27 protein-coding genes and 1 tRNA gene are annotated in these 14,641 nt (G+C 70.8%); 4 read left to right on the forward strand and 24 right to left on the reverse strand.

Annotation, left to right across the window (positions count from 1 at the left end; translation table 11 throughout):
• Positions 1-253 precede the first annotated feature (253 nt).
• The 19 genes from ACQEVJ_RS00090 to ACQEVJ_RS00180 form a co-directional block, all read right to left on the reverse strand.
• Positions 254-535 carry a hypothetical protein gene (locus tag ACQEVJ_RS00090; protein ID WP_433095823.1) on the reverse strand — a complete coding sequence of 94 codons (282 nt, stop codon included), beginning with the start codon at positions 533-535 and terminating at the stop codon, positions 254-256.
• On the reverse strand, positions 525-890 hold the full coding sequence (locus tag ACQEVJ_RS00095; RefSeq protein WP_433095825.1) for a hypothetical protein: 366 nt from the start codon (positions 888-890) through the stop codon (positions 525-527). The genes ACQEVJ_RS00090 and ACQEVJ_RS00095 overlap by 11 nt, the downstream gene beginning before the upstream one ends.
• Positions 883-1,287 carry a hypothetical protein gene (locus ACQEVJ_RS00100; RefSeq protein WP_433095827.1) on the reverse strand — a complete coding sequence of 135 codons (405 nt, stop codon included), beginning with the start codon at positions 1,285-1,287 and terminating at the stop codon, positions 883-885. The genes ACQEVJ_RS00095 and ACQEVJ_RS00100 overlap by 8 nt, the downstream gene beginning before the upstream one ends.
• A complete protein-coding gene (locus ACQEVJ_RS00105; protein WP_433095829.1) occupies positions 1,287-1,637 on the reverse strand; it encodes a hypothetical protein in 351 nt (116 codons plus the stop codon). Before ACQEVJ_RS00105 ends, ACQEVJ_RS00100 begins: the two co-directional genes overlap by 1 nt.
• Complete coding sequence (locus ACQEVJ_RS00110; protein WP_433095831.1) at positions 1,637-1,972, reverse strand: hypothetical protein; 336 nt, start codon at positions 1,970-1,972, stop codon at positions 1,637-1,639. Before ACQEVJ_RS00110 ends, ACQEVJ_RS00105 begins: the two co-directional genes overlap by 1 nt.
• Complete coding sequence (locus tag ACQEVJ_RS00115) at positions 1,972-2,292, reverse strand: hypothetical protein (protein WP_433095833.1); 321 nt, start codon at positions 2,290-2,292, stop codon at positions 1,972-1,974. Before ACQEVJ_RS00115 ends, ACQEVJ_RS00110 begins: the two co-directional genes overlap by 1 nt.
• Entirely contained in the window at positions 2,289-2,837 is a 549-nt protein-coding gene (locus ACQEVJ_RS00120; protein ID WP_433095835.1) for a RusA family crossover junction endodeoxyribonuclease, read from the reverse strand. The genes ACQEVJ_RS00115 and ACQEVJ_RS00120 overlap by 4 nt, the downstream gene beginning before the upstream one ends.
• Positions 2,834-3,190, reverse strand: coding sequence for a hypothetical protein (locus ACQEVJ_RS00125; RefSeq protein ID WP_433095837.1), 357 nt, complete (start codon positions 3,188-3,190; stop codon positions 2,834-2,836). Before ACQEVJ_RS00125 ends, ACQEVJ_RS00120 begins: the two co-directional genes overlap by 4 nt.
• Positions 3,190-3,612 (reverse strand): hypothetical protein, encoded by a 423-nt coding sequence (locus ACQEVJ_RS00130; protein ID WP_433095839.1) that lies wholly within the window; start codon positions 3,610-3,612, stop codon positions 3,190-3,192. Before ACQEVJ_RS00130 ends, ACQEVJ_RS00125 begins: the two co-directional genes overlap by 1 nt.
• Positions 3,609-3,860: a hypothetical protein gene (locus tag ACQEVJ_RS00135; protein ID WP_433095841.1), complete on the reverse strand. Its 252-nt coding sequence runs from the start codon at positions 3,858-3,860 to the stop codon at positions 3,609-3,611. The genes ACQEVJ_RS00130 and ACQEVJ_RS00135 overlap by 4 nt, the downstream gene beginning before the upstream one ends.
• Positions 3,857-5,017, reverse strand: a complete 1,161-nt coding sequence (locus tag ACQEVJ_RS00140) for a hypothetical protein (RefSeq protein WP_433095843.1) — start codon at positions 5,015-5,017, stop codon at positions 3,857-3,859. Before ACQEVJ_RS00140 ends, ACQEVJ_RS00135 begins: the two co-directional genes overlap by 4 nt.
• Positions 5,014-5,775 (reverse strand): hypothetical protein, encoded by a 762-nt coding sequence (locus ACQEVJ_RS00145; protein WP_433095845.1) that lies wholly within the window; start codon positions 5,773-5,775, stop codon positions 5,014-5,016. Before ACQEVJ_RS00145 ends, ACQEVJ_RS00140 begins: the two co-directional genes overlap by 4 nt.
• Entirely contained in the window at positions 5,772-6,107 is a 336-nt protein-coding gene (locus ACQEVJ_RS00150) for a hypothetical protein (RefSeq protein ID WP_433095847.1), read from the reverse strand. Before ACQEVJ_RS00150 ends, ACQEVJ_RS00145 begins: the two co-directional genes overlap by 4 nt.
• Positions 6,104-6,382, reverse strand: coding sequence for a hypothetical protein (locus ACQEVJ_RS00155; protein WP_433095849.1), 279 nt, complete (start codon positions 6,380-6,382; stop codon positions 6,104-6,106). Before ACQEVJ_RS00155 ends, ACQEVJ_RS00150 begins: the two co-directional genes overlap by 4 nt.
• Positions 6,379-6,588 carry a hypothetical protein gene (locus ACQEVJ_RS00160; protein WP_433095851.1) on the reverse strand — a complete coding sequence of 70 codons (210 nt, stop codon included), beginning with the start codon at positions 6,586-6,588 and terminating at the stop codon, positions 6,379-6,381. The genes ACQEVJ_RS00155 and ACQEVJ_RS00160 overlap by 4 nt, the downstream gene beginning before the upstream one ends.
• Positions 6,588-6,917 (reverse strand): hypothetical protein, encoded by a 330-nt coding sequence (locus tag ACQEVJ_RS00165; RefSeq protein ID WP_433095853.1) that lies wholly within the window; start codon positions 6,915-6,917, stop codon positions 6,588-6,590. Before ACQEVJ_RS00165 ends, ACQEVJ_RS00160 begins: the two co-directional genes overlap by 1 nt.
• On the reverse strand, positions 6,914-7,045 hold the full coding sequence (locus ACQEVJ_RS00170) for a hypothetical protein (protein WP_433095855.1): 132 nt from the start codon (positions 7,043-7,045) through the stop codon (positions 6,914-6,916). The genes ACQEVJ_RS00165 and ACQEVJ_RS00170 overlap by 4 nt, the downstream gene beginning before the upstream one ends.
• 69 nt (positions 7,046-7,114) lie before the next feature.
• Positions 7,115-7,297, reverse strand: coding sequence for a helix-turn-helix domain-containing protein (locus ACQEVJ_RS00175; RefSeq protein WP_433095857.1), 183 nt, complete (start codon positions 7,295-7,297; stop codon positions 7,115-7,117).
• 53 nt (positions 7,298-7,350) lie between these two features.
• Complete coding sequence (locus tag ACQEVJ_RS00180; protein WP_433095859.1) at positions 7,351-7,587, reverse strand: helix-turn-helix domain-containing protein; 237 nt, start codon at positions 7,585-7,587, stop codon at positions 7,351-7,353.
• A gap of 236 nt (positions 7,588-7,823) precedes the next feature.
• Here ACQEVJ_RS00180 and ACQEVJ_RS00185 point away from each other — a divergent pair, with 236 nt between their 5' ends.
• Both ACQEVJ_RS00185 and ACQEVJ_RS00190 read left to right on the forward strand, forming a co-directional pair.
• A complete protein-coding gene (locus tag ACQEVJ_RS00185) occupies positions 7,824-8,282 on the forward strand; it encodes a hypothetical protein (protein ID WP_433095861.1) in 459 nt (152 codons plus the stop codon).
• A gap of 130 nt (positions 8,283-8,412) precedes the next feature.
• The gene (locus ACQEVJ_RS00190; protein ID WP_433095863.1) at positions 8,413-8,679 is read left to right on the forward strand and encodes a hypothetical protein; all 267 of its coding nucleotides are present in this window, start codon (positions 8,413-8,415) and stop codon (positions 8,677-8,679) included.
• Between the two features lie 257 nt (positions 8,680-8,936).
• Here ACQEVJ_RS00190 and ACQEVJ_RS00195 read toward each other — a convergent pair whose 3' ends face one another.
• Together ACQEVJ_RS00195 and ypfJ are read right to left on the reverse strand one after the other, a co-directional pair.
• Positions 8,937-9,233 (reverse strand): type II toxin-antitoxin system VapB family antitoxin, encoded by a 297-nt coding sequence (locus tag ACQEVJ_RS00195; protein WP_433095865.1) that lies wholly within the window; start codon positions 9,231-9,233, stop codon positions 8,937-8,939.
• 56 nt (positions 9,234-9,289) lie between these two features.
• On the reverse strand, positions 9,290-10,150 hold the full coding sequence (ypfJ, locus tag ACQEVJ_RS00200) for a KPN_02809 family neutral zinc metallopeptidase (RefSeq protein ID WP_433095867.1): 861 nt from the start codon (positions 10,148-10,150) through the stop codon (positions 9,290-9,292).
• A 183-nt stretch (positions 10,151-10,333) separates the two neighbouring features.
• Here ypfJ and ACQEVJ_RS00205 point away from each other — a divergent pair, with 183 nt between their 5' ends.
• Positions 10,334-11,836 (forward strand): dolichyl-phosphate-mannose--protein mannosyltransferase, encoded by a 1,503-nt coding sequence (locus tag ACQEVJ_RS00205; protein ID WP_433112489.1) that lies wholly within the window; start codon positions 10,334-10,336, stop codon positions 11,834-11,836.
• A 3-nt stretch (positions 11,837-11,839) separates the two neighbouring features.
• Here the strand turns inward: ACQEVJ_RS00205 and ACQEVJ_RS00210 are convergent, their stop codons facing one another.
• Complete coding sequence (locus ACQEVJ_RS00210) at positions 11,840-12,697, reverse strand: MBL fold metallo-hydrolase (RefSeq protein WP_433095869.1); 858 nt, start codon at positions 12,695-12,697, stop codon at positions 11,840-11,842.
• 47 nt (positions 12,698-12,744) lie between these two features.
• Positions 12,745-13,593, reverse strand: a complete 849-nt coding sequence (locus ACQEVJ_RS00215; RefSeq protein ID WP_433095871.1) for a LysR family transcriptional regulator — start codon at positions 13,591-13,593, stop codon at positions 12,745-12,747.
• Positions 13,594-13,699: 106 nt separating this feature from the next.
• Between ACQEVJ_RS00215 and ACQEVJ_RS00220 the strand changes: the two genes are divergently transcribed.
• Positions 13,700-14,425, forward strand: coding sequence for an SDR family oxidoreductase (locus ACQEVJ_RS00220; RefSeq protein WP_433095873.1), 726 nt, complete (start codon positions 13,700-13,702; stop codon positions 14,423-14,425).
• Positions 14,426-14,531: 106 nt separating this feature from the next.
• Here ACQEVJ_RS00220 and ACQEVJ_RS00225 read toward each other — a convergent pair.
• Positions 14,532-14,617: transfer RNA gene (locus tag ACQEVJ_RS00225), tRNA-Ser, on the reverse strand.
• Between the last annotated feature and the right edge of the window lie 24 nt (positions 14,618-14,641).

Consider the following 14,641-nt stretch of genomic DNA (forward strand, 5'->3'; position numbering starts at 1 on the left):
TCGGCGATGAAGCCGTCAGACAGCTTCGCCGCGGAGTACGAGCCAGCGCGCACCCAGAGCGCCGTGGCGGCATCGGACATCCCGATGGCCTTGGGGTGGTCGTAGAAGTCGGGGTCAACCTGGAACCTGACGGGCATCTATGTGTTCCGTTTCCCAGTTGGTCAGGCGGTGTGTGAGCAAGGTGGAGGCCCCGCCCGGCGCGGGTCTGGTCGGCCGGGCGGGGCTCGGGGTCGTCTACGTGTGGTCGTGGCTCCTACTCGTGCCGGGGGAGGGCCTGCCGGGCGGCGAGGTATTCGTCTGTGGGCGGGCGGCCGGAGCTGTAGTTGGGGTGGCGCCAGGCGCCGATCACGTCGCCGGGCCGGGAGTTGGCCTCGGCCGCGACCTTGGGGAAGAGGGTGAGGATCCGCGGCCAGGGCCAGCCCTGGTGTTCGAGGTGGCGGAGGACCTGGAGGATGTCGCCTTGCCGCCAGTCGGGGCGGGTGTGGGACAGCAGGCTCAGCAGCTCGTTGGTCGCGCGGCGCGGCTCACTCGGCATCGGACGGTTCCCCCTTCCACTGGTGGTCGGTGCAGGCGCTCCAGAACGCGCGCACGTCCGTGGCGGTGCCGTGGCTGGCCCGGGCGCCGTTGCCGAAGGTGCACTTCGGGTAGCCCCAGGCGTTGTTCTGCCGTAAGGCGCAGTTGCCGCAGCGGCGGCCGGGCGCCTGCCGGTCGTTGTACGGCGCGGCCTCCGGGTGTAGACGCAGCGGCCGGGTGAGCACGACGGTCAGCGGGTGACGGCCGGCGGCGAGGAGTGCCGCCTGCCGTTTCGTCCGGCGCACGCCCTCCGACTCCTTCGGGGCGGGCGGCGCGGCCGGCTGCTCGACGTCGAACAGGGCGGGCAGCTCACCCATCGGTGTTCCCGAGCGCGGCGGTGAGCGCGGCCGCGAGCTCCTCGGCGATCGCCGCGTCCTCCCGCCGGCGCTTCTCGTCCAGCTCCCGCAGCCCGACCGCGCCGAGCAGCGCGTAAGCGTGCGCCTCCTCCTCGAGGGCCAGGCGCACCATCACGGGCATGCCCGGGTTCGCGGCCAGCACGAGAGCGAGCTCCCGCGGGAGATCCTCGCTGTCGATCACGCGCTGCTCGTCGACGCCGTTGACGAGCAGCCGCCAGTAGCGGTCGTCGTTCACGGTCGGGATGATCTGCAGGTCCGCGTAGTAGAGCGCGTCGCTGACGACGCCCGCGTTGACGCCGGCCCCGTCCAGGGCGTTGCGGGTGGCGTCGTGCAGCTGCTGCAGGGTGGTGATCGGCATCAGTCGTCCCCCTCCGCCACCATCTGCGGCAGCAGGTTGAGCTGCCGCTTGGCGTCCTCGGCCGAGTGGATCTCGTCGAGGGTGCCGCGCGCCGTCCTCAGCTGATACATCGCCCGCTGGGCGCGGCGCAGGTGGTCCTCCTGGTCGCGCGTGGCGATCTCCAGCCCCGTGATCCGCAGGTACGCGGCCGGGGCCGCCTCGACGTCGGGGGTGACGTCGACGCGCTTCACGCTGGTGAGCTCGACGATCGCGACGACGTTGTTGCCGAGCTTGCCGAGGCGGGCCTCGTACGGCTCCAGCAGGCGCCTGATGGCCTTCGTCAGCTTGCTGTCGAGCTTGATGTCCGGCATCAGTCGCCGTCCTTTCCGGTTGTCTGCGGCCAGGTGTGGCCAAGCTGGTCGTCGTGGTCGCCGTCGTGGCCGCGCTCGCGCTCGCACCAGCTGGCGCCCTTCGGGCCGGCCTCGTCCGCGCAGGGCTGGACGATGCCGTGCTCACGGAAGGCCGCGACGATGGAGGGGTCGTGGTCGAACTCGCCGAGGCTCTCGCCTTCGGTGTCCCAGCCGCGCCCCTGCAGGGCCTTGATGAGGGCGCTGCAGACGCGGCGCTTGATCTCCGGGGCGGCGCCCGCGTTGATCAGCGCTCGCGCGACGGGGTCGAAGACGTCTCCGGCGGATGCCCAGCCCATCAGAGGGTCACCGCCCCTTCCGTGATGTCGTTGATGCGCTGCATGAGGCGGGTGTTGGTCTCCTGCGTGCGGAGCATCTCCTCCCGCTCGCCGAACGGCGTGCCGTCGCGCAGCTGTCGGGTCAGAGACGCGATGCGGGCCTCGTACCGCTCGGCCTGCTCCTTCAACGCCCGGTCAGCCTGCGCCAGGTCCTCACGCAAGAGGCCGGCGTGCTGGTGGAGCTGGTCGATCAGCACCTGGCAGCCGCAGGGGTCTTCGTCCTCGTCCGCCGTCGCGTCCACCAGCGGGGCGGCCTCCGCCCACTGCCACGGCCATTTCATGAGACTCTCCAGATCTGGATTACGGCGCCCGGCCGGTCGAGGGCGAGCGGGTGCCCGGGGTAGAACTTGCGGACTCGGCCGTCGACGACCTGCGAGTCGTCGGCCCATACGGAGGCCTGCGTCAGCGCGTCGCCGATCGCGCGGCCGTGGTGGTCCCAGTCGCCGGAACTCCTGGTGACTGGGAGGGCCCGGGGCGAGGCGAGCGGCGGCAGGGTGACGGTCATCAGGACCACGTACGCGCCCTTGAGGTGCCCGTGGTCCTTACGAGGCACCCCACAGGTCACGCACGGCCCGGAGCGGCCCTTGCGCTCCCTGGTGGGCGGCTGGTGCTCGTGCGTGCCGAGGACCTCCATCGCGGCGTCCCGGATCGCGTTGCGCCACGGCCGCAGCTGCTTGTCGTTGGCGTAGTAGCCGCGGCCGGCAGGGTTGTAGGAGATCCGCCCCTGCCCGGCTGGTGTGCCGTACGCGGTGATCGTGACGAGCGGGGCCCCGGAGGGCGCGGGGTAGGCCGCGCCCTCCGAGGTCACGAGGTCGAGCTGCCTCACGTGCCGCTCCCGCCCGGGATGACCGTGAGGGGCGGCCGGTCGGCCGGCTCGGTCACGCCGAGCTGCTCCATGAAGCCGTGGAGCTCGGCCGCAGCCATGCGGTAGTTGCCCGCGTGGCCGATCCGGTTCCAGGAGGTGGCCAGGCCGAGCGCCCCGATCCGGAGGCGGGTGGCGTAGTCGAGCGCAGCGCTGCGCTCGTTCACCGCCTCGGCGACCTGGGTAAGCAGGTCGGCGATGGTGCGGGACCTCGCGCCGATCTCGGCCGCCTGGTCGGCGATGATCCGGCGGAGGTCCTCAACCTCGGCGTGGTGGTCGAGGAGCAGCTGCGCGCGGGACTTACCGAAGAAGCCCATCAGAACGGCACCTCGCTTCCGATGGGGAAGAGCGGCAGCGGTCGACGCGGGCCCGTCTGCTGGGTGATGATGACGACGCTGTTGCCGTAGCCGAAGTGCAGGCGGCGGGCGATCTGGCAGCCGGTGCACTTGCACTGCAAGCGCTCGTCCCAGCGGCCGTCGGCGCTTTCGACCCACGTGGCGTGGCCGGTCAGCATCTCCTCGAACGCCCGGCGCACCTCGTCCAGCTCGGCCCGGTACTCGGCGCGCTCCTCGGCGAAGCCTGCTTCGCGGCAGTCGCAGGCGGTGCGGTGGTCGACGCACGCGGCGTACCGGGGGTCGAGGCTGTTCTTCGGCAGCGGTACCGCGAGCGGGATCTCCACCAGGTTGCGGTACGGCCCGAACCTGACGACGTGCCGGAGTGCGATCTCGGTGGACGTCATTGGCCCTCGCCGCCCTTCACCCCAGCGACCTCGCGCCACGCCTTCCAGTCCTCGATCGGTAGGCCGCCGACGCTCACGTCGTCGCCAACGTGTTCGTGGTCGTTGAGTGCGGTCGCGGCGGCCAGGGCGAGCGTCGCGCGCACCTGAGCGGCAGCAAGCAGGTAACGTTCCTGAGTGCTGCCGATCCTCTCGCGAGCCGCGCTTTCCAGCAGCGCCTCAGCCTGGGCGTAGTTCTCCGGGCCGGTCACCGGTCCTCGCTCTCCGGGTCGTCGACGACCTCCGCGTCCACCGGCTCGTCGCCGTCGGGCGCGTCCTCGTCGGCCTCCGGATCCACCGCGGCGTCGCGGATATCCGCCAGCAACTCGCCGAGCCGCACATCCGGATCCGGGCCCGCGTTGATCACCCGCTCCAACGTGTCGATCAGCACGGCCGCCTCGTCCTTCGTCAGGTCGCCGGACGAGTTGAGCTCGCGGTTGACGATCGTCGACGACGCGCGCAACCGGTCGGCGCGGTCGCTCCAGCCGATCTGGTTGAACAGGGCGTGGATCTTCCGCGACTGCGGCCGCGTCAACGGCTCCGGCGCGGCCGCCGGCGGCCGCTGCGGCTCCTCGGCCTCCGGCGCCGACGGCATGCCGGGCAGCGTGTCCTCGAACCCGGGCTCGCCCGGCAGCGGCGGCTCCGGCACCTGCGCGCGCGGCGCCTCCCTCGCCTCGGCCGGGGACACCGCGGTGACGCCCTCCGCCGCGGGCTCCGGCTCGGGAGCGGGCGGCGGGGTGGCGGCCGCCGTTCGGCGCCGCGCCGTACGCCGCTTCGTCGGCTGCTGCTCGGCCGCCTCGTCGACCACGCCCGCGTAGTCGCCGGCGTCGTCCTCCGCCTCTTCCGTGACGGCCATACCAGCGACCACGTCGGGAAAGACGATGTCGCACAGTTCGCCAGTCGCACGGGCCTGGAGCATCCGGCGCGGGTACTTCTGCCAGGTGTTCTTGCCTGCCAGCCCGGCCCGCTTGGCGTCGTCCATGGTCCACTCGACGGTCGTCCACGCCTGCTCGCCGCGGCGGCGCCCCCTGACCCGGCAGCGGGTGATGGTGTTCTCCTCGTAGACCAGGTCATGACCGGCGGCGAGGACGCGGGCGCGCATCAGCTTCGCCGACATGGTCGGCCTGCCCTCGACGACGTACATGTGCTGCAGCGACGTCATGGGCCCGATGCCGACCTCACGACCGGCCAGAATGGCGGCCGCGGTCGCGGCGTAGTTGCCGCGCAGCCCCTTGGGGACGAAGTCGGTGTCGTGGATAGTTTCGGCCAGTCGGACGATGTCGGTGATGACGTCCTTCCAGCCGTCGACGACGTCGCGCTGGGGAGCGACGGTGCCGGCCTCGCGCACGGCGATCTCGCTGCTGGTCACGCTGCAACCTCCGAAGGGGGCAGAAGGGCGTCGCCCTTGTAGTCGCGGCACTCCTTCGAGGCCTGGGCGACCTGGGCGATGTACAGGAACTGGCGGAACACCTCAGGTCCCGCCTCGAAGGGGTAGAGGTCGTATCCGTCGGCGCGGAGCCACACCACGCCAACCTCGTCGACCTCCGGCATGGGGATCTGGCGGCCCTCGTCGTCGAGATAGAAGTCGGCGAACCGGTAGGCGCTGAGCTGGAACGCCATGTCCCCGTACGGGCCCTTGGCGTTGGTCTTCCAGTCCAGGAGCCAGCGCTTCCCATCGGCCAGGTCAGCGACCAGGTCCGGCGACCCGCCGTACCGGTAGCGCCGGGAGAAGATGGGCCGCTCGACGAGCACCTGCTCCGCCTGCCACTCGTCCAGGAAGCGGACGCAGGACTCGACGTGACCGGCGAGCTCGTCGGGCACGTCGACCTCTTCGCCGCGGGTGAGAGCCTCGGCGAGCTTGTGCACGCGGGTGCCGCGCACGCCCGCCGCGTCGCGGACGGCGGTGTGCGCCTTCGCGAGGCGCTTGAGCCGCTCGGACGGGGTGAGGCCGGCGATCTCGTCCCAGTTGTCGACGGCGTGCGCCGCGACGGTGTCGGCCGCCCAGTTGATCAGCCCGGACTTGGGGAAGCCGTCGCCGATCAGCGTGGTGACGCCGGGGATCTTCTCGCCGTCGAGGAGGTAGGAGTGTCCGCGGCCGTGGTTGCGCCGCTTGGTCTCGCCGCTCACAGGGCCCTCAGTCCCTCGACGACCCGCAGGAGGACGCCGGTGTCGACGCCGGACGGCTGCCGGTAGCCGGTGGGGGCGGCGTGCCGCGGGGCCGGGATCGGCTCGACGCGCAGGTTGGCGATCCGGGCGTTGGCGGCCGCCCGGGCGGCGCGCTGCGCAGCGGTCGGCGGCTCGTACGCGTGGCCCGGGCGGGCGGGCACCCAGAACAGCGAGTGGGTGCTCTCGACGTGGCCGCACCAGCGGCAGCCGTCCAGCAGCCGCCGCACTCCGTCGGGCCAGCGGATCAGCGAACGCCTCAGGCCGGTGCGAGGGTCGATCGTCAGGTAGCTCACCGCCACCTCCTCGGCTGGTCGCGCCACACCGCGCTGGTGTCGGTGGCCTTGCGGAGGACGGTGGTGCGGTACCAGCACGGCGCGCCGTCGCCGAAGTCGACGTGCACGATGGGCGCGCCGCTGCGGAGGACGGCGTGCGCGGCCTGGGCACCGTTGAGCAACTCGGCGGCGATCGGGTCGCGCGGCGGGCAGGCCACGATGGTTCCGGTGCGCCGCGTGCTGCTGTGCTGCACCTTGAGGTTTAGCGGCCAGAGGTTGGCCAGGTGGAGGATCAACGGTCTCCTTCTTCGAGAATCAGAGCGATCTGGCGGCGGGCGACCGTGATCCGGTCGGCGTCGGTGTCGCCGGTGCGCAGGTCACCGAGCCAGGAGGTGTGCTCGGCGATGGTGGGGTCGGCGGCCGCGGCCTGCTCGGCGCGGGCGGCCCGGGCGGTGCGGGAGAACGCGAGGGTGAGCAGGTGCGGGAGCTGGCGGCCGGCCATCAGTCCTCCAGGGGGTGGCGGGACTCGCCGGTCTCGACCGGGTCCTCGACGCCGAGCGCGTCGGGCGTCAGGACGCGGGCGGTGCGCCGGGCCCGCTCGGCGTCGATGCGGGCGGCCCGCTGGAGCGCGTCGTCGCGCAGCTCGCTCACGAGCGCGGCGCGGGCGCGGCGCAGCTCGGCGATCGTCGCGTCGATGTGCGCCACGGTGTCGTGCCCGATGGCGACGTACGGGCGGGCGCCAACGCTGGACCGGGAGATCCACAGGCAGTTGTCGCGGAGGGCGAGGTTCAGCTTCACCACGGCGGCGGTGAGGGTGTCGTGGACGCTCACGCGTTCTCACCGCAGGTCTGTGCGGTGCGGTGGTCGGCTAGCCACTCGCAGCGCGCCATGTCGAGGTACGCGGCGAGCTCGGAGCGCGGGGGAGGCACCAGGAGCTCCTCGTAGGAGAGAATGGGCATGCGAGTTGTCCCTTCGGGGATTTGGCCCCCGCAGCCGCCGGAATCGGCTGCCGGGGGCTTCTTTCTTCTTCAGGAGAGGCCGAGCATTTTCCGCAGGTCGGCGGTGGGGATCATGATCAGCTTGCCGACGCGGATGTTCGGGATGTCGCCGGTGTGCACGGCCTTGTAGGCGGCAGCCCGGGACAGGCCGAAGATGCGACCCATCTCGGGGACCGTGAGCATGGGCTGGACCTCGGGGTCAGGCACCGGCATGCGGGGCTGGCGAGTCTTCTGGCGAGTGCGCGTGGCGGTGGCCATTTCGGGGGTCACTTTCTGTTCGTGGGGGCGGGCTCGCGGAGGAGCGCGCCGAGTTCGACGTGCAGCTCGCCGGCGAGGCGCTCGGCGAGGGTCAGAGACGGGCTCTTGACCTCGCGCTCGACCTTGGACAGGTAGGGCGCGGTGACGCCGACCCTCTTGGAGAGCGCGGCGATGGTCAGCCGTTGGGCGCGCCGGATCGCACGGATCGCGCGGCCGTTCTGGGTGACCGTAATCACGGGTGGCACGGAGACAAACTAGGACTGGAGTCATATCTAGTCAACTTGAGTCCCTCGTGTTAGGACTCATTTAGAGCGGTTCTGACTGGCATCGCCAAAGGGGTAAGGCGCGTGTAACCTGCGGAGATATCGAGTCACAATGAGTCTTGACGGAGTCCTAATGAGTCCGCGACGATCGCGGCATCGTCAAGCTGTACGTACGGGCCTACCTGTACACACAGGCGCGACGGGCGAGGGAGAGAACCATGTCTGGGTCCGCAGACGACTGGAAGCGCCTGGGAGAGCAGCTAGTCGCCAGGCGGGTTGAGCTCAACTCTGACTGGAGCAACCGCAGCAAGTTCACGCACGACACCGGCGTGGATTACCGGGTTGTCTACGACCTGGAGAGGGCCAAGCGGACGAATTTCTCCGGAGCGATGATCCGGCGCCTGGAGAAGGCGTATCAGCTACGCGCCGGCGCGATCCCAGCGATCCTCGGCGGGGACGACATCGCGCTGTGGGGGAACGAAGTAAACGAGCGCAGGGCGCGCGAGGCCCGCGAGCAGCTGCACACGCGCTCAGTCATGGAGGGCGAGTTCGAGGTGTTCCTGGCGGAGGCGAAGGACGCGATCCGACACCTCCCCCCGGAGCAACGCGAGGAGGCGGAGCGTACGACGATCCGGTTGCTGCGGGGAATGCTGCGCGACATGGGGGCCAACATCTAGCGACCGCGTAGCGACGTTCGAAGATCGTAATGTCTTCGTTGCCTCGGTCTTTTGTTCGAGATGTTGACCCTGTGATGTTGTCGGGGCCAGTATGCGATTTCCAGGATGCCCGGTTTGGGGTAGGTGCGCATTGGCTGTCGAGAACATGCACGATCGACTCAGGGTGGCAGTGGCCGAGAGCAGCGAGTTGCCTGAACCGGAACGCTTCGCCTGGGGGCGGGCCGGGGACTTCCTGGCCATCGTGCATGCGCCGGGCTATGACCGGCGGATCATCGCAGCCGTGGCGGCCGCCGAGTTCGATCCGGCTGACTTCGCGTGCATCCGCGAGGCGCTCGGCCTGGGGCCGGCGCCCGCTCCTGTTGACCTCGTTCGCGCGTCCCTCGACGGTCTCAACTGACCCTGGATCGCTCCAAGAGTGGGGACGCGCCGACACTCAAGATCGACGGTGCCCCCACGTGGGGGCACGGCGCGTAACTTCTAGTTCCATCTGGTCTCGTTGCGTCTTGTTGCGTCTACGCATGCCCAGCTACGATGCCCATCCACCCAGATCAGCATGGGGATAGAGGTCGGGTTCAAATCCCACCTCCACCGCTCGACGAAAGAGTCGCCGACCTGGTTTCCGCAGGTCGGCGGCTCTTCTCGTATACGGGGGGCTCAGCCCTGCAGCTCCAGCACCCGGGCGTGCAGCACGGAACGCTGGTGCAGCGCGGCACGCAGGGCGCGGTGCAGGCCGTCCTCCAGGTACAGCTCGCCCTTCCACTGCACCACGTGCGGGAACAGGTCGCCGTAGAAGGTCGAGTCCTTGGCGAGCAACGAGTGCAGGTCCAGCACCGCCTTCGTGGTGACCAGCGTGTCGAGCCGGACCTGCCGGGGCGGGATCTGCGCCCACTCCCGTGACGACAATCCGTGTTCGGGGTAGGGCCGTCCGTCACCGACCAACTTAAAGATCACGGTACGTAGTTTAGGAGACGACGCAAAGGTTCGCGCCCGAGCCTCTGCCGGGGGTCTCAGACGCTCCCGGAGAAGGTGTCGCAGCGTGCCGGGTCGCCCGACGAGTAGCCGTTCGTGAACCACTTCATCCGCTGGGCGGAGGTGCCGTGGGTGAACGCGTCCGGGTTGACCCTGCCCTGGGCCTGCTCCTGGATGTGGTCGTCCCCGACCGCCGAGGCGGCGTCGAGCGCCTCCTGGATGTCGGCGTCGGTGAACGGCTTGGCGTAGAAGCCGGTGTCCACCGCGTTCTTGGCCCACACGCCCGCGTAGCAGTCGGCCTGGAGTTCGAGCCGCACCGAGCCGCTCTGCGCGCCCTGGTCCTGGCCGACGCGGTTCATCGTGCCGAGCAGGTCCTGCGCGTGGTGGCCGTACTCGTGGGCGATCACGTACGCCTGGGCGAACGGGCCGCCCTTGGCCCCGAACCGCGACTGCAGCTCGTCGAAGAACGACAGGTCCAGGTAGACGTGCTTGTCATTGGGGCAGTAGAAGGGGCCGACGGAGGAGTCCGCGGCCCCGCAGCCGGTCTGCACCCCGCCGGAGAACAGGGTGGTCTTCGCGCCGGTGTACCCCTGGATCTGCTCGCTCCAGTACTTCTGGATGCTGTTGACGACGCCCACGACCCGGCACTTCTCCGACTGGTCGGCGTCGGCGCCGGTCTTGCACTGCGCGCTCAGGTCGCTGGTCGGCTGCAGGCCGGCGGGTTCGTCGCCGCCGCCCGTGATGTTGCCGGGGTTGACACCGAAGATCAGGGCCACGATGAGGGCGATGATGCCGGCGGCTCCGCCGCCGATGGCCAGACCTCCGCCGCGGAACCCGCCTCCACCGCCGACGTCCTCTACCTGTGAGGGGTCGAGTTGCGCTCGGTCATCGAAATCCATCTGCGACGCTCCCGATGGCGTTGCCGTCACTGCGTTGCGTTGTTCGCCGGCCCTACTGCCCCGGAGGGCGGTGATCATGCCTGAAGGTCCGCCATGCCGGATCTGTCTTGCCCTGATCTTCGCGTTTTGCCGGGTTAGGATCATCGCGTGCCTCGGAACGCCTTACCCCGGCTGGTGCCGCCGATGCCGGGCGGGCGGGGGTGGCTCGGACCGCTGGCCGTGGCCGCTTTCGGGGGGTTCCTCCGGTTCGATCGTCTCGATGTGCCGCACGCGCTCGTCTTCGACGAGCTCTACTACGCCAAGGACGCCTACTCCCTGATCAGGTTCGGCGTCGAACGGCAGTTCGCCGACGGCGCCGACCAGGTGTTCGCGCGGGGCGGCACGGACGTGTTCAAGACGTGCGGGACGGTCGAGGAGTGTGCCGCCTACGTCGCCCACCCCCCGCTCGGCAAGTGGCTGATCGGGGCGGGAGAGTGGCTTTTCGGCCTCACGCCCTTCGGGTGGCGGTGCGTCGCCGCGCTCGCGGGCACGCTCAGCGTGCTGGTCCTGGCGCGGACCGCCCGCCGGATGACCCGCTCGACCCTCCTGGGCTGCCTCGCCGGTCTGCTGCTGGCCCTGGACGGCCTGCACCTCGTGCTGTCGCGCTCCGCGCTGCTCGACGTCTTCCTCACGTTCTGGGTGCTCGCGGGCTTCGCCTGCCTGGTCGCCGACCGCGACGCGGCCCGCACGCGCCTCACGGAGTGGTATCGCACCTCCGCTCTGAACGGGCCCGCTCCCCGGCTCGGCCCGCGGCCCTGGCGGCTGGCGGCCGGGCTGTGCCTGGGCGCGGCGACGGCGAGCAAGTGGACCGGCCTGCTGTTCGTCGTGGTGTTCGGGATCATGACGCTCGTCTGGGACTGCGGGGCCAGGCGCGCCGTCGGCCTGCGGCGGCCGTACCGGCAGGCGGTTCGCCTCGACTGGCCGCTGGGCCTCGCCTGGCTCGGCGCCGTACCGCCCGTCGTGTACGCCGCGTCGTTCGCCGGATGGTTCGCTTCGGCCGGCGGGTGGGGCCGCAACTGGGACCGCGCGACCTCGAACGGCTGGGCCTACTTCGTCTTCGACTCGCTTCGCTCGCTGGTGGACTACCAGAGCCAGGTGTTCGGCTTCCACCAGGGGCTGAGCACGCCCCACGACTACCAGTCGGACCCGTGGGGGTGGCCGCTGCTGCTGCGGCCCGTCGCGTTCTTCTACCAGTCGCCCCGCGGCACGTGCGGCGCGTCCTCCTGCTCGCAGGCGATCCTCGGGACCGGCACCCCCGTGATCTGGTACGGCGGGCTGCTCGCGCTGCTCGCGACGCTGGCGTGGTATCTGAGGACCCGCGACTGGCGGGCCGGCGCCGTCCTGCTCGCCTACGCGGCGGGATGGCTGCCATGGTTCTACTTCGCGCTGGCCGACGACCGCACGATGTACCTGTTCTACGCGCTCCCTGCGGTGCCGTTCATGATCCTCGCGATCGTGCTGGCGTGCGGGCTCGTCCTCGGGCCGCCGGGCGCGCCTGCCGCGCGGCGGTCCACGGGGGCGGCGGTGGTGGGCGCGTTCACGCTGCTCGCGCTGGTGAACTTCTGGTGGCTGTCGCCCGTGCTCACCGCCGTGCCCGTGCCGTACGACGTCTGGCTGAGCCGGATGCTGCTGCGCAGCTGGATCTGATCGTTAGTTGTAGACGACGAAGTCGGGATAGACGTGGACGCCGGGCCTGCCCCCGATCTCCGCCACCGCGTCGCGGATCCGCCGCAGGTGCTCGACCGTCATCTGGAGCGGCGGCTCGTCCGGCTGGTAGGTGGTGCGGATCGGGTAGTCCTCGCCCGGCACGCCGGTCATCTCGATGTGGCAGCCGAGAACGTGGGTGACGGGCCGGGCCTCGGCGAACCTCACCAGGCGGTCGATGGTCCGTCCGAACGCCGGCCAGTCCTCGACGTACAGCCGGCCGGGGTAGACGGTGTCACCGGTCAGGAGCAGGCCGGTGGGCCGGTCGTAGAAGGTCACCGCCGACCTGTGGTGCCCGGGGCTCGCCAGCACGTCCAGAACGCGGCCGCCCAGGTCGACGGTCCCGGGAACGTCGAGATCGTCGCCGAGCCCGAAGAACTCGCGCACGTGCTCCGCGGCGGGATCGACGATCACCGTGTCCGGGCGGTCGCGGAACTGGCCGTCGCCCGCGATGTGGTCGCCGTGGCCGTGCGTGTGGGCGACGAGGAGCCCGTAGCCCTCGCGGGGATGATCGGCCAGCCAGCGGTCCACGATCTCGTCCACCGTCCGGCGCAGCGGGAAGTACGCGGGTGACGCCGTCGCGCCGGTGTCGAGCAGCAGGGCCCGGGAGTTCCCGAACATCAGGAACATGAAGGGCGCCTCGTAGTTGATCGCCTTGTTCTGGCGCATGACGTACGTGTGCTCGTCGTATCGGTGCACCTGGATGTCGGGGTCGGCGTTGTGCTTGGCCGACTCCGAGCCGTGGATCCACTTGACGTCGAGGTCGCCCGCGCTCGGGATCTCCGGGAAGTCGATCTGTTCCATCCGGCCCACCCTGCTGTCCCCGGCCGCCGGCTGTCCAGCCGATACGGCTAGAGGCGGGTCGCGGCCCGGACCAGCCCGGCGATGGCTTGCGACCGGCTGCGCGGCGGCCATGCGATCACCGTCGTCACCGCCGGAGCGTCCAGCACGGGCACGGCGGCGAGGTCGCGGCGCAGATGAGCCCGGCACGACTCCGGCAGGACCGCCGAGGCCCGGCCGAGCGCGATCAACTGCAGAAGCTGCGCGTGGTCGCGAACCTCCGGACCGGGGCCGTCCGGGTAGGTGCCGTCGGTGCGGGGCCAGCGCGGCGTGGGCAGGCCGGACAGCGCGGTGACGTCGGCCATCCGCAGGTGGGCCCGGCTGGCGAGGGGGTGCGCCGCGGGCAGCACCACGACCTGCCCCTCCGCGCACAGCTCCTCGACGTCGAACCCGGCCGTCGAGTCGAACGGCCGGTGCAGCAGACCCACGTCGGCCCGCCCGTCGCGCAGCAGCCGCTCCTGCTCGCCGGGCCCGCACAGGAGCACGTCGACGGCGACCGCGCCGGGCTCGGCGGCGTACGCGTCGAGCAGGTTCGGCAGCAGATCGCCGGAGGCCCCGGCCTTCGTGACGAGGACCAGGCCGGGCCGGCCGTTCGCGGTGAGGGCGGCGCGGCGGGTGCGGCGCTCGGCGGCCTCCACCGCGTCGAGGGCCGCACGGCCCTCGCGCAGCAGCACCGACCCGGCCTCGGTCAGCGTGACGGTGCGGCTCGTGCGTTCCAGCAACGTCACCCCGAGCCGCCGTTCGAGCTGCCCGATCGCCCGCGACAGCGGCGGCTGCGCGATCCCGAGCCGCTGCGCGGCCCGCCCGAAGTGCAGTTCCTCGGCGACGGCGACGAAGTACCGCAGCTCACGCGTCTCCATGCCGTCACGGTACTCGCCGGGAGCGGGGGATTGATACCTGGGAGGTATCGATGCTCACCCAAACGGTGTTGGAAGTCCGGCAGTGGACGCGGACAGGATGAGACGCATGAGCGAAGGGACGATCGCGCTGGTGACCGGCGCGAACAAGGGGATCGGATACGAGATCGCGGCCGGCCTGGGCGCCCTCGGCTGGAGCGTCGGCGTCGGCGCCCGGGACGAGGAGCGCAGGGAAGCCGCGGTGGAGAAGCTGCGCGCGGCCGGTGCCGACGCGTTCGGCGTGCCGCTCGACGTGACGGACGACGCGAGCGTGGCCGCCGCCGCCGGGCTGATCGAGGAGCGCGCGGGGCGCCTGGACGTGCTCGTCAACAACGCCGGGATAACCGGCGGCGTGGCACAGATGCCCACCACGGCCGATCTCGAGACGGTGCGGGCGGCCGTGGAGACCAACGTGATCGGCGTCATCCGCGTCACCAACGCGATGCTGCCGTTGCTGCGCCGCTCGGCGTCGCCCCGGATCGTGAACATGTCCAGCACCGTCGGCTCACTCACACGGCAGACCACTCCCGGCGATGGGACGGGCCCGATCGCCGTCGCTTACGCGCCGTCGAAGACATTTCTCAACGCCGTCACCGTGCAGTACGCCAAGGAGTTGCGCGACACGAACATCCTGATCAACGCCGGCTGCCCCGGTTTCTGCGCGACCGACCTCAACGGCTTCCGCGGCGTCCGTACGCCCGAGCAAGGCGCGGCGGTCGCGATCCGGCTTGCGACCCTGCCGGACGACGGCCCGACCGGTGGGTTCTTCGACGACGCCGGGGTGGTGCCCTGGTGATGACACACGCGCCGGCCACGACCGGTACCGGCCGATGAGATCCAGACGCACGAAGGGCCCGGCTGGATGGACCGGGCCCTTCGTGTTCTTGCTGCTCAACCAAGCGCGGAGGATAGGAGATTCGAACTCCTGAGGGGTTGCCCCCAACACGCTTTCCAAGCGTGCGCCCTAGGCCAACTAGGCGAATCCTCCGTCGGACAGCTTAGCCCACTTTCC

This window comes from Microbispora sp. CA-102843, from assembly GCF_050936215.1.
Taxonomy (GTDB): domain Bacteria; phylum Actinomycetota; class Actinomycetes; order Streptosporangiales; family Streptosporangiaceae; genus Microbispora.

Bases quoted from the DNA above. Each gene is read 5' to 3' on its own strand.
- ACQEVJ_RS00090 (WP_433095823.1), bottom strand. From the start codon at position 535: ATGCCGAGTGAGCCGCGCCGCGCGACCAACGAGCTGCTGAGCCTGCTG.
- ACQEVJ_RS00095 (WP_433095825.1), bottom strand. From the start codon at position 890: ATGGGTGAGCTGCCCGCCCTGTTCGACGTCGAGCAGCCGGCCGCGCCG.
- ACQEVJ_RS00100 (WP_433095827.1), bottom strand. From the start codon at position 1,287: ATGCCGATCACCACCCTGCAGCAGCTGCACGACGCCACCCGCAACGCC.
- ACQEVJ_RS00105 (WP_433095829.1), bottom strand. From the start codon at position 1,637: ATGCCGGACATCAAGCTCGACAGCAAGCTGACGAAGGCCATCAGGCGC.
- ACQEVJ_RS00110 (WP_433095831.1), bottom strand. From the start codon at position 1,972: ATGGGCTGGGCATCCGCCGGAGACGTCTTCGACCCCGTCGCGCGAGCG.
- ACQEVJ_RS00115 (WP_433095833.1), bottom strand. From the start codon at position 2,292: ATGAAATGGCCGTGGCAGTGGGCGGAGGCCGCCCCGCTGGTGGACGCG.
- ACQEVJ_RS00125 (WP_433095837.1), bottom strand. From the start codon at position 3,190: ATGGGCTTCTTCGGTAAGTCCCGCGCGCAGCTGCTCCTCGACCACCAC.
- ACQEVJ_RS00130 (WP_433095839.1), bottom strand. From the start codon at position 3,612: ATGACGTCCACCGAGATCGCACTCCGGCACGTCGTCAGGTTCGGGCCG.
- ACQEVJ_RS00160 (WP_433095851.1), bottom strand. From the start codon at position 6,588: ATGGCCGGCCGCCAGCTCCCGCACCTGCTCACCCTCGCGTTCTCCCGC.
- ACQEVJ_RS00170 (WP_433095855.1), bottom strand. From the start codon at position 7,045: ATGCCCATTCTCTCCTACGAGGAGCTCCTGGTGCCTCCCCCGCGCTCC.
- ACQEVJ_RS00175 (WP_433095857.1), bottom strand. From the start codon at position 7,297: ATGCCGGTGCCTGACCCCGAGGTCCAGCCCATGCTCACGGTCCCCGAG.
- ACQEVJ_RS00185 (WP_433095861.1), top strand. From the start codon at position 7,824: ATGTCTGGGTCCGCAGACGACTGGAAGCGCCTGGGAGAGCAGCTAGTC.
- ypfJ (WP_433095867.1), bottom strand. From the start codon at position 10,150: ATGGATTTCGATGACCGAGCGCAACTCGACCCCTCACAGGTAGAGGAC.
- ACQEVJ_RS00205 (WP_433112489.1), top strand. From the start codon at position 10,334: ATGCCGGGCGGGCGGGGGTGGCTCGGACCGCTGGCCGTGGCCGCTTTC.
- ACQEVJ_RS00210 (WP_433095869.1), bottom strand. From the start codon at position 12,697: ATGGAACAGATCGACTTCCCGGAGATCCCGAGCGCGGGCGACCTCGAC.
- ACQEVJ_RS00215 (WP_433095871.1), bottom strand. From the start codon at position 13,593: ATGGAGACGCGTGAGCTGCGGTACTTCGTCGCCGTCGCCGAGGAACTG.
- ACQEVJ_RS00220 (WP_433095873.1), top strand. From the start codon at position 13,700: ATGAGCGAAGGGACGATCGCGCTGGTGACCGGCGCGAACAAGGGGATC.